Source organism: Photorhabdus asymbiotica, assembly GCF_003634575.1.
In the GTDB taxonomy this organism is placed as follows: domain Bacteria; phylum Pseudomonadota; class Gammaproteobacteria; order Enterobacterales; family Enterobacteriaceae; genus Photorhabdus; species Photorhabdus asymbiotica.
In genome coordinates, this window is sequence record NZ_RBLJ01000003.1 from 604,971 (window position 1) to 616,940 (window position 11,970).

Below are 11,970 nucleotides of genomic sequence, written 5' to 3' on the forward strand. Positions count from 1 at the left end.
CTACACACGGGCAGCCGGGTTATTTGAATGAATACGGCCAGTACTGAATGGCGGGACCCGGGCAAGGGGAAAGCCGTGTGCTGCCGTCGGAAAGGCGGCGGGCGAGGTTTTTTCCAGTACAGACAGGCGAACTGCTTCAGGCGATGGAGCTAATTGGGCCTCCAGTGCTTGCTGACGCGCCTGTTGATGAATACGTTGTTGATCTGAGAGGTCAGCGGCCTGACTGCCTGAAGCCGTGCTATAAAAAACCGCTAATACCAAAATACTGCTTTTCATTGCTTTTCTATTCCACAATTACGAAGCGGTATTAACCATAAATTTAACTTAGCGATCAATGTTTGAGGTTTATTGTCACGCAGGTAACTAAAAGCAGGGATGGGGTTAAGATAGCAGCAAAAACAAGGGGTTGTATTTTAATCAAAAAATAGACCCAGGTTATTATTGTGTTACAAATCATATAAAAAATACATTAATATTAGTTATTTAATAATCAATAGTAATAATTTCAAATTAATTTCATTTTTTTGTTTTATTTTGTGACACATATCACAACTTTAACGCAATTACAGAAACAAGTTACTTGAAAGATGATTGTTTAAGTTATGTCGATATTAATCATCATATTTTGTTATCTAATTCCGTGGATTATTTTGAGCAAAGTGTGTGCAGAGCAAGCGATGTTATTGCAAGTTGAGAGATAACCGTCAAGTAGAAGAAATTACTCTCTACAATTGAGGGTCTTCATAAATAGAATTAATAAATCGTTACCATGTTTCTGCAATTAACCCTTATCTCGACGACACATACGCAGGAGTGCAATCTATGGCGACACAGAAAGCCATTAATTTTGTGAAGGTTCGACGCTCATCATTAATCGCCGCCATTTTCCTGATGGCAACGTCAGCAATTGGTCCCGGATTTATTACTCAGACAGCAACATTCACTGCAACTATGGGCGCCTCCTTTGCGTTTGGCATTCTGGCATCTATCGTGATTGATTTTTTTGTGCAGCAAAACATCTGGCGTATCGTGACCTTAACTCGGATGCGGGCTGCAGATATTGCCAACACGGCAATACCCGGTAGCGGCTATCTGCTAGCGCTCTTGGTGATATTTGGTGGTTTGGTTTTTAACATCGGCAATATTGCCGGTTCCGGCTTGGGGCTAAATGCCTTAATTGGTCTGGAGCCTAAGTGGGGTGGATTGTTGAGCGCGATCATGGCTATTTTTATCTTCTCATCCCAACGCGCAGGTATTGCCATCGATCGCATTATTATCGTTCTGGGCGTTGCCATGATCATCCTGACATTGTTCGTTGCTTATGTTTCCAACCCTCCGCTCGGCGAAGCATTACGACAAACTGTTTTACCTGACAACATTAATTTTGCCACTATCACCACAATTGTTGGTGGCACAGTTGGCGGTTATGTCTGCTATGCCGGGGCGCACCGCTTATTGGATAAAGGTATTGCCGGAACTGAAAATATTCAGGCTATTTCCCGTGCAGCAACCAACGGCATTCTCGTGGTTGGCCTGATGCGCTATATCCTGTTCCTTGCCATTCTTGGCGTAGTCGCCAGCGGCGTAGTAATCGACATTTCCAGCCAAGATGCAAATCCAGCATCACAAGCATTTCAGGCCGCAGCCGGGCAATTTGGTTTACGTATTTTTGGCTTGATCCTTTGGGCAGCAGCAATTACCAGTGTGATCGGTGCCTCTTACACTTCCATTTCCTTTATTACGGTATTTAGTCAGAAATTCACTGAACGTAAGCGCAATATTGCAACCATCATATTTATCGCCCTCTCTCTCTTGGTCTATCTTGTTTTAGGGACACCTCCCGCTGCTCTGTTGGTTTTTGCCGGTGGCTTTAATGGGCTGATCCTCCCTATCGGGCTAACCATTTTTATTTATGTCGGCTGGTGTCGAGCAGACCTGATGCAGGGCTATCACTACCCGCGTTGGTTGTTATGGCTGGGAGCAATTACCTGCGCACTAACCTGGTACATGGCTTTTATGTCCATAGAACCTATCTTTTCGTTTCTGAAAACAGCTTGAGGAAGATAACAATGATCAAAACTATCGATTTAAATAGCGATCTTGGTGAAAGCTTTGGTCAATGGAAGATGGGTGACGATAATGCCATGCTGAGCATTGTCACCAGTGCCAATGTGGCGTGTGGATTTCACGCAGGTGATCCCGCCGGAATTCTTCAAACCCTAAAAGCGGCCCATGAAAATCAGGTCGTTATTGGTGCCCATGTGTCCTATCCCGATCTTGTCGGATTTGGCCGCCGTAATATGGATATTGCCAGCGATGAGCTGATTGCCGATGTTATCTATCAGATCGGCGCTCTAAAAGGGCTGGCAGCCGCCGCCGGAACTACCGTGAGTTATGTTAAACCTCATGGCGCCCTGTACAACACCATTGCTAATGATGAGTATCAGGCACTTGCCGTTATTACCGCGATTCGTGAAGTGGATGACAACTTAACACTAGTCGGGTTAGCAGGTGCAAAAATATTGGATCTGGCAAGGGAAAAAGGTTTACGTACTGTTGCGGAAGCTTTTGCCGACAGAGCTTACACTCCACAAGGCACGTTAGTTTCTCGGCGAGAAAAAGGCGCAGTACTGCATGATGCCAATGTGGTTGCTCAACGTATGTTGCAATTGGTGACTGAGGGCGGTGTTGAAGCGATCGATGGTAGCTTTACACGCATTCAGGCTGACTCCATCTGTGTACACGGTGACAGCCCCGGTGCGGTGGAAATGGCCCGTCAGGTGAAAATGACACTGCAACAAGCTGGAATCACCATACAGTCTTTTATTCAAAACGGGTAACGTAGTTGTCATGGCATCATGCACCGTTTTACATACTCATTATCAATGCTGCTTCATTCCGGGAGTACTCCGTGCGTTTTCTACCCGTTAATTTGAACGCTATTATTGTTGAACTTTGCAATCTGGATGAAACACTGGCTTTATTTGATTCACTTAATTCCAGCCCAATTTCAGGAGTAGAAGAAATTATCCCGGCAGCCAGAACACTGCTGATCCGGTTTCGTCCTAATATTATTGCCGACAGTCAACTTGCCAGAGAAATCAACCGTCGCAACCTGAATACTCGCGATAGAACAACAGGCAAACTGGTTGAAATCCCGGTGTATTACACTGGCGAAGATCTGGCTGAAGTGGCGGATATCCTCGGAATAACCATTAAAGAAGTCATTAAACGGCATACAGAAAATGAATACACTGTGGCTTTTACGGGTTTCGCTCCCGGATTTGCTTATTTAGTAGCAAATTCTAATGTTTTGCATGTTCCCCGCCGAATGACCCCACGGGCGCGCCTGCCAGCGGGATCGGTAGGGCTAGCAGGAGAATTTAGTGGTATATATCCCCAGACCAGTCCTGGCGGGTGGCAAATCATCGGCATTACACCAGAGCGCATGTGGGATCTCTCTCGCAATCCCCCTGCCCTGTTGCAACCGGGCTTTCGGGTACGTTTCAGAGATAAAAGCAAAGGTACAACAGTCACCATTACCAAGCCTGAAAGCCAGATTACTCCCACAATAGATGTCATCTCTTCACAAGTTGATAAACGCCCATCTCTGGCAATCTTATCAACCGGGATACAAACGCTTTTTCAGGATTTGGGCCGTTCCGGGCAGGCTGGTTTAGGGATTGCTGCGGCGGGTGCGCTGGATAAAACAGCGCTGCGAAGTGCAAATCGTATCGTCGGAAATCCTTCCGATAGTGCATGTCTGGAAATTGTGGAAGGTGGATTAAGCTTCATTTCCCATGGCTGCGTTATTATCGCGGTCACTGGGGCTGATTGTCCTATTGTTATCCAAACGGCATCTGGCCGGAAGTTTCAAGCGGGTAGCTATCAACCTGTTGATCTAAGCGAAGGTGATAAAGTGACATTAGGAACGCCCAAAGCGGGAGTGCGTTCTTATCTGGCAGTACGCGGAGGTTTTGCGCAGCAACCTATTCTTTCCAGTCGATCTTACGACACGCTGGCACATATTGGCCCCAAACCTGTTGCTACAGGCGATCTGTTGAATATTCTTTCCGTCACACGCAGTTTTGCGGTATCCATGGATGAAGGCCCAGCCTTTAATATGCCAGCTCCTGACGATATCGTCACACTGGATATTATTCTGGGACCACGAACCGACTGGTTCACGGAAGAAGCGCTATCTCTGTTACAAAATCAGCTCTGGCGAGTAACACCACAATCTAATCGGGTTGGGATTCGCCTGAACGGAGGCACCCCATTATCACGCATCAACCATGAAGAGTTACCTAGTGAAGGAACGGCCGTCGGAGCCATTCAGGTTCCTGCCAGTGGACAACCGGTTCTGTTTCTGGCAGATCACCCCTTAACCGGCGGTTATCCCGTCATTGGTTCAGTTGCCAGTTACCATCTTGATCTTGCTGGACAAATTCCTATCAATGCCCATATCCGCTTCAATCCAATTAATGAATTTCACGAAATACAGGAAGCGTTGACTGTTCATGAATAATAAGGACAACCCAATGAAGAAAATTCTGATCGCTAACCGCGGTGAAATTGCTGTCCGGATCATCCGTGCCTGCCGGGATTATGGCTTACAATCCATTGCCATTTATGCCGATTCGGATATCAATGCACAACACGTACAACTGGCTGATGAAGCTTATGGTTTAGGGGGAAACAACCCCGCTGAAACTTATCTTAATATTCCTCGACTACTGGATATTGCTAAACGTTCAGGTGCCAGTATGGTACATCCGGGATATGGATTTCTGTCCGAACGGGCAGAATTTGCCCGTGCAGTTATTGATGCAGGGTTAATCTGGATTGGTCCTGAACCCGAGACAATTGATGCTCTGGGTGACAAAGTTAAAGCGCGTAAAATCGCCCAACGTGTAGGGGCGCCACTGGTTTCAGGTACGGAAGAACCGGTGAAAAACGCAGAGGAAGCCCTGACATTTGCTGAAAAATATGGCCTACCAATCGCAATCAAAGCGGCATATGGCGGTGGAGGGCGTGGCCTGAAAGTAGCATGGCGTCTGGATGAAGTGACAGAACTCTATAATTCAGCCGTTCGTGAAGCAACCGTAGCCTTTGGCCGTGGGGAGTGTTTCATTGAACAGTTTCTGGATAAACCTCGTCACATTGAAGCACAAATTCTGGCTGATAAGCATGGCAATGTCATCGTACTTGGCACACGTGACTGCTCATTGCAACGACGCAATCAAAAGCTGGTGGAAGAAGCACCCGCCCCATTTCTGACTGATAATCAGCGCCAGCGTATCCATCAAGCAGCTCGGGATATTTGTGCCGAAGCTCGTTATACCGGAGCGGGCACAGTGGAGTTTTTGCTTAGTGCGGACGGGACTATTTCCTTTCTGGAAGTTAATACTCGTTTACAAGTTGAACATCCTATCACCGAAGAAACAACGGGTATCGACATCGTGATCGAGCAATTTCGAATTGCCGAAGGTAAACCTTTATCATTGACAACAACGCCAATTCCTTCAGGACATTCTTTTGAATTTCGTATTAACGCAGAGGATACCGGTAAAGGATTTTTGCCCACACCAGGAACAGTGACGCTATTTTCTCCGCCTTCTGGTCCTGGAATAAGATTAGATTCTGGTGTTGTAACGGGTTCCGTAATCCCAAGCACCTTTGATTCCCTGATGGCTAAGTTGATAGTCACTGGAAAAACTCGTCAACAAGCTATTGCCCGGGCGCAGCGCGCATTACAGGAATTCAACATTGAAGGCGTCGCCTCAGTACTGCCTTTTCATCAAGCAGTCATGCAGCATCCTGATTTTATTTCTGATGATACATTCAAGGTCCATACACGTTGGATTGAAACTGACTTTATCAACCAAGTAAAAATATCTCCGCGTCAGGAAAATCATTATCCAGAAAAAGTAACTCGTACTTTTATCGAAATTGATGGCCGTCGTCATCAATTGGGGTTACCAGCCGAATTATTGAGAGGACTTTTATTATCCGATCCTGAACAGAATTCGGTGACTAAAAACCTCAATAGCGCAGCTGAAGAAACAATCACCGCATCTAATCAGATACCTGCTCCAATATCCGGCATTTTACAATCTTGGTATGTACAGGAAGGTGATGAAGTTAAACAAGGTGATGTCATTGCTGTGATGGAAGCCATGAAGATGGAAACACAACTGACCGCACATCGTTCCGGGAAAATTATTATCCATGCAGAAAAAGGTTCTTATCAACAGGCAGGAAATGCGTTGGCCAGTATTAATGAGGATTAAATTTAAGAATATTAAATAAAATCGAAATTAACAAAATAAAAGTATTGACCTTCATACCGATATTAAGGATTAAATTGACCTAAAAAATAAAGCATCACGAGAAAACAATGTATTATGGATAGCCATACGAAAAACAGAAATTATGACATCGCCCAATGAGAGCAAATTCATATTCTAGTTAGTTATCAGTTATTGTATTATCTTTAGCTGCGGTAATTTTTGTTACCGCAGAGTTACCTTGTCCAAAAACAATTATTTCCTCTGAAGATGTTAAATCAGGAAAACCTAATCCAGCAGGATATTTATTGGGGGCAAAATTATTAGGTTTACGTATCGCAGATATTTTAATCTTTGAATATTCTACTACAGGTATTATTGCTGCCCTATGGAGTGGGACTACCTTGGGTGTTATCGGTGATTGTCATTCAGCTTGTAATTCAGAATGGCTGAAACTCCCCGATTTTACGCACATATCAATAAAATCAACTTTATCATCGGTTCACTTTATTGCGTAATGCCAAATTTTATTGAAATAGAAATTTTTCCAAACCAAAAAACCATCAGACTATTTATCAAATTTTTTAATCTATCTATTCCAATTTAAAATCAATCGACCAACATATGTAACAACTATAAAAAAACCAATAAAAAATTAACAAACACATGACGAACCTTTATTTTTCTCAACAAACACATTAAATGAAAATGCTATTTTCATTAATTCAATAAAAATATTATTTCCAAAAATACAATGCTTATTATCTAGAGAAATATTAACTTCTAACTCACTCAAAAATAACCCAAAAAACATTATCCATCTAATTTAATAACATAGACTCATAATCTTTCAATAATACCATTGTATAAAAATCATTTGTTAACTTTATAATCACTCATTAAATCAAAAAATCATTCGTAAATTTACAGTGATTTTCACAATAATTTTTATATAGATTGATATCACAATTTCAATATTATTCAATAAAACAACAATGCTAAAAAATTGCAATATTTATTAAATACCATAATATTGCAGCGATAAAAAATGCTTTTTGTACTCTTTCTTTGATTTTCTACGAGAAAATCACCCCATAAGAGTTGATTAAAAAAGGGAAAAATACTAATCACTCTAAATTATGGTAATAGTAGCGGGTAAATAACAAGGAGAGAGACGTGAAAACAAATGATTACGAGTTGATCACTGCGCCAAACAGTGTACCGGTAAAAATGTGGACTCATGGCGTACCCGTCGAGGCAGAGGCTCGTGAACAGTTATTAAACACGGCAAAAATGCCATTTATATTCAGCCACTTGGCAGTAATGCCCGATGTCCATCTTGGCAAAGGTTCAACTATTGGCAGCGTAATCCCGACACGTGGAGCGATTATTCCCGCAGCTGTGGGGGTGGATATCGGTTGTGGAATGATGGCAGTACGTACCTCATTAAACGCCAGTGACTTACCAGACAATCTGTATGCTATCCGCCGTGCTATTGAAATCGCAGTACCACATGGTCGTACTGTAAACCGCTCTGGTCACGATAAAGGCTCTTGGCAGAAACCACCAGCAACCGTTGATCACCATTGGAACATGTTACAGTCTGGGTTTAAACGCCTGACCGATAAATACCCGCAGCTACTGAAAACCAACAACTATCAGCACTTAGGTACGCTAGGTACCGGTAACCACTTTATCGAACTGTGTCTGGATGAATCTGATCAGGTATGGGTCATGCTACACAGCGGTTCGCGTGGCGTTGGCAATGCGATTGGTAATCTATTTATTACCCTAGCCCAGCAGGATATGAAACAGCACATCACTAATCTGCCTGACCGTAACTTAGCTTATTTTGAAGAAGGTAGCCGCCATTTTGCAGATTATATGGAAGCTGTCGGTTGGGCACAAAATTTCGCCCGCCATAATCGTGAAGTCATGATGAAACACACGCTAACAGCACTGGCTACTGTGATTACAAAACCCTTCACTGCCATGGCAGAAGCTGTTAACTGCCACCACAATTACGTGCAGCAGGAGCAGCACTTTGGTCAAAACGTACTGGTAACACGCAAAGGCGCCGTAGCCGCACACAAAGGAGTGATGGGTATCATTCCAGGTTCAATGGGCGTCAAAAGCTTTATCGTTCGTGGCCTGGGGAATGAAGAGAGTTTCTGTTCATGCAGTCACGGTGCAGGACGGGTATTAAGCCGCACAGCAGCAAAAAAGCGTTTCACAATAGAGGATCAGAAACGTGCCACGGCTCACGTGGAATGCCGTAAGGATAGCGATGTAATCGACGAAATCCCAATGGCTTATAAAGACATTGAAGCGGTAATGGCCGCCCAGTCTTCACTGGTAGAGATCGTTCACACCCTGCGTCAAGTGGTTTGCGTAAAAGGATAACAACATGAAAGAAAAATGTGGTGTCAGTGACACTATGAAACAACACATACTCCAAAAGTTGGCGCAACTTGAAACAGAGCAACAAATACGAATACTTTATGCTTGTGAATCCGGTAGCCGTGGCTGGGGATTTGCTTCAACAAATAGTGATTACGATGTACGTTTTATTTATGTACATGCCCCGTCATGGTATTTACGCGTTGATCCACCGAGGGATGTGATCGAATTACCGATCAATGACGAACTGGATATCTCTGGTTGGGAACTGCGCAAAACGCTGGGACTACTGAAACGGGCTAATCCAACATTGATGGAATGGGCAGATTCACCAGTAGTTTACCGCGAAGACGTGGAATTTATGACAGCACTACGCACCCTACTGCCGGACTACTTTTCCAACAATAGAGCACGATATCACTATCTATCTATGGCAAAGAAAAACTTTCGGGGTCACCTGCAAGGTAAGGAAATACGGCTGAAAAAATATCTTTACGTACTACGACCATTGCTGGCGGTGCGTTGGATAGAAGCAGGTAAAGGAGCCCCTCCGATGAAATTCGATACTTTGCTAGCCGCAACTGTCGAGGATGCAGATCTGATGCAGGAAATACAAACTCTGCTTACTATCAAACGCAACGCCAACGAAACAGATTTCGGCCCACGTTTTAAGCACATCCATAAATTTATTTGCCATGAGCTGGATCATTCATCGACTCGGTGCAGGCTAAAAGATGAAAGACTCCTTTCAGACACCAAATTGGATTTACTTCTGATGCACACAGTATTCAGCAATAACACGGGAGGTATATGTTAAAAAACAACTGAAAAAAACGGTAAAGGGATATAGCATTCCAATGACAAAAGTTGAATGCTGACAAAAAATCAGTAACAGCAGAGTGTTCCGCTATTGTTGACTCGACAGCCAGTAATCTAAAATAAGTTACTGGCTAAATTCTCAATTCAATATTCGATAACACCTATCTCTATTGTCACTCGAATCTTTCTGTAAAGGGAGAGATAAAGAAATGGCACGTGCACCCGGACGGGATAACCAGCTTTCATGGTAAGTAAACAACATCGCACCACCAGCAGATTTCTCTAACAATCCGACAATAGTTCCATTAAGAGCAACGACGAGTTTATTCATTACCTACCACTCCTGATCCCAACCCTGCTGATCATGCAAACCTTCTTGGTTTTGAGCTGTATTAGAGGATGATGACCAGGAATTCAATGACGCTCCTCGTTTAGTTACCTGGAGTTCCAAATCCAGAGCTGCGAGCAATTTAAACAACGTTTCAAGCCTGGTTCCATCAGGGTAATTCTCAAACTCTGAAACCGTTGACTGTTTGATGCCAATGCTATCAGCAACTTTACCCTGGCTTAATTTGCGCTTTTTACGCTCATTACGCAGAGCATGCGCCAACATTTTTGCAGATGTGATACTCATATTATCCCCCATAACGGATTTTCATATATTATCCCTTATCAGGGATAAGTCAATTTTATCCCCTTATAAGGATAATATAGAGCTTATCTTCTTTAAGAGATAAAATTCTATTTTGATCACAACAATAAGCAAAAGGCACTATAAACTCATACAGATATCAAAATAATGATATTATTTAACTAATATTATTCTGGTGCATCGGTAAAGCACACCTTACCAGATGTGCTTTATACTTCAGACTATAATCTGATAGATAATTCAATATCTTTAGCAAAGGGGACAGAAACATAATTATCACTAATACGAACATAATGGCAATATTCTGGTGCCCAATCTGCATTATCGGCCACGATCAATGTTCCCGTGTGCATACGATCTTCTAACATCATTAAAATAGGGTGATAAAGACTTTTTGCGCCGTCTAATAGAATAAAATCAATTCCTTCTGGTAAATTCCGTCCTAGTGTCTCGATAGCATCTCCCTCCCGAATTTCAACTAAATGCTCGACACCCGCCTTTTCCATATTTATACGTGCTTGTACCACCTTTTCATGTTCAAACTCGGTACTAATTACCTTGCCACCACCATTATCTTTAACGGCTGCGGCCAAATGTAGAGTAGATATTCCAAATGAAGTACCAAATTCAATTACCGACTTGGAATTATTAGCTCGACAAAGTATATACAATAAATTACCTGTATCCCTTGATATTGACATATAATGATGTTTAGCTCTGGTATAAAACAATTTATAGTTTTCACCAACTGCTTCTTTCATCAACGCTTGCTGCTCGGTTTCGGGTAGAGCACCCAATGTTTGAAAAAGTCGGGCTTGAGAATTGTCAGATTCGGAGAAAAGTTTTTCTAATATTGTGCTCAATGGATGAGTAGTTAATGTATTCATCATATTTCCTCTATGTATAAATAGTTCCGCTAACTATTGAGTGATAGAATACGAGTAATTATTCATATTGAATATTCGCATATCAGGAAAAGAATTATGAAAAAGAAAAATTCCTCTTTTATTTCAGTTAGAAAGGCTCCCAAACAGACACGCTCTATGCACTTAGTTGCGAATATTCTGGAAGCCGCTACTCGCATTTTACTCCAGGAAGGAGTCCATTGTTTTACGACAAGTCGAATAGCGGAAAAAGCGGGGGTTAGTATTGGATCGTTATATCAATATTTCCCCAATAAGCAGGCTATTCTTTTTTCACTGCAAGAAAACGAATGGAAACAAACTCAGCAAGACTTAGCCAATATTCTATTTGATTTCACTATTCCACCACTGCAACGTCTACGTTTGGCAATAAAAAAATTTTTTCATACAGAATGTGAAGAAGCGGTATTACGCACAGCACTATCCGATGCAGCACCTTTTTTTCGTGATTCATATGAAACAACACAGCAAGAACAAGAGACCATGTTACTTGTACTAAGATTCATTAATGAAACTATTCCCAATATAGCCGATGAGCATCGATATTTTATCTCTAAGTTATTTTTAGAAATGATGTTATCAATAGGAGAACGACTTGCCAGTCATACAAATTCGCTTGAAGAAGTAGATAAATGGGCTGAGGCTGTAAGTGATATGTTGTGTTATTATATTGAAAATAATATATCCAAGGATTCTAATAATAAATTAAGGTGAGAATTAATTTCCACCAAGAGATAATTTCATCGTCACTTCACCTATACTAATTTATCTATTAAGATATCCATAAGACATTATTATCAAGCCAATAAAACACAATAAAAAACACATTAATAAATATGCTATTTAAAATAGCTGTAACAATACCCTCAGCTCATATGGCCTATTG

The 11,970-nt window shown here is 42.2% G+C and carries 12 protein-coding genes; 8 read left to right on the top strand and 4 right to left on the bottom strand.

The genetic code is table 11. From position 1 onward, the window contains the following. Positions 1–276, bottom strand: coding sequence for a hypothetical protein (locus BDD30_RS14930; RefSeq protein ID WP_041381502.1), 276 nt, complete (start codon positions 274–276; stop codon positions 1–3). A 546-nt stretch (positions 277–822) separates the two neighbouring features. Here BDD30_RS14930 and BDD30_RS14935 point away from each other — a divergent pair. The 7 genes from BDD30_RS14935 to BDD30_RS14965 all read left to right on the top strand — a co-directional run bounded on the left by BDD30_RS14935 (position 823) and on the right by BDD30_RS14965 (position 9,507). After that, a complete protein-coding gene (locus BDD30_RS14935) occupies positions 823–2,058 on the top strand; it encodes an NRAMP family divalent metal transporter (RefSeq protein ID WP_041381501.1) in 1,236 nt (411 codons plus the stop codon). A gap of 11 nt (positions 2,059–2,069) precedes the next feature. Next, on the top strand, positions 2,070–2,840 hold the full coding sequence (locus tag BDD30_RS14940) for a LamB/YcsF family protein (RefSeq protein ID WP_012776633.1): 771 nt from the start codon (positions 2,070–2,072) through the stop codon (positions 2,838–2,840). Between the two features lie 71 nt (positions 2,841–2,911). Beyond that, positions 2,912–4,528: a 5-oxoprolinase subunit B/C family protein gene (locus tag BDD30_RS14945; RefSeq protein ID WP_041381500.1), complete on the top strand. Its 1,617-nt coding sequence runs from the start codon at positions 2,912–2,914 to the stop codon at positions 4,526–4,528. Then, on the top strand, positions 4,521–6,293 hold the full coding sequence (locus BDD30_RS14950) for an acetyl/propionyl/methylcrotonyl-CoA carboxylase subunit alpha (RefSeq protein ID WP_012776631.1): 1,773 nt from the start codon (positions 4,521–4,523) through the stop codon (positions 6,291–6,293). Before BDD30_RS14945 ends, BDD30_RS14950 begins: the two co-directional genes overlap by 8 nt. A gap of 305 nt (positions 6,294–6,598) precedes the next feature. Next, complete coding sequence (locus tag BDD30_RS14955; RefSeq protein ID WP_012776630.1) at positions 6,599–6,808, top strand: hypothetical protein; 210 nt, start codon at positions 6,599–6,601, stop codon at positions 6,806–6,808. A 658-nt stretch (positions 6,809–7,466) separates the two neighbouring features. After that, the gene (locus tag BDD30_RS14960; protein WP_012776629.1) at positions 7,467–8,693 is read left to right on the top strand and encodes an RtcB family protein; all 1,227 of its coding nucleotides are present in this window, start codon (positions 7,467–7,469) and stop codon (positions 8,691–8,693) included. Between the two features lie 4 nt (positions 8,694–8,697). Continuing rightward, the gene (locus BDD30_RS14965) at positions 8,698–9,507 is read left to right on the top strand and encodes a nucleotidyltransferase domain-containing protein (RefSeq protein ID WP_012776628.1); all 810 of its coding nucleotides are present in this window, start codon (positions 8,698–8,700) and stop codon (positions 9,505–9,507) included. A 141-nt stretch (positions 9,508–9,648) separates the two neighbouring features. Here the strand turns inward: BDD30_RS14965 and BDD30_RS14970 are convergent, their stop codons facing one another. From BDD30_RS14970 to BDD30_RS14980, 3 genes are all read right to left on the bottom strand, one after another. After that, entirely contained in the window at positions 9,649–9,840 is a 192-nt protein-coding gene (locus tag BDD30_RS14970; protein WP_012776627.1) for a HipA N-terminal domain-containing protein, read from the bottom strand. A gap of 3 nt (positions 9,841–9,843) precedes the next feature. Beyond that, positions 9,844–10,143, bottom strand: a complete 300-nt coding sequence (locus BDD30_RS14975) for a helix-turn-helix domain-containing protein (RefSeq protein ID WP_041381499.1) — start codon at positions 10,141–10,143, stop codon at positions 9,844–9,846. A 239-nt stretch (positions 10,144–10,382) separates the two neighbouring features. Next, entirely contained in the window at positions 10,383–11,048 is a 666-nt protein-coding gene (locus BDD30_RS14980; protein ID WP_012776625.1) for an O-methyltransferase, read from the bottom strand. A 96-nt stretch (positions 11,049–11,144) separates the two neighbouring features. Here BDD30_RS14980 and BDD30_RS14985 point away from each other — a divergent pair, with 96 nt between their 5' ends. Then, complete coding sequence (locus tag BDD30_RS14985) at positions 11,145–11,798, top strand: TetR/AcrR family transcriptional regulator (protein WP_012776624.1); 654 nt, start codon at positions 11,145–11,147, stop codon at positions 11,796–11,798. Positions 11,799–11,970 lie beyond the last annotated feature (172 nt).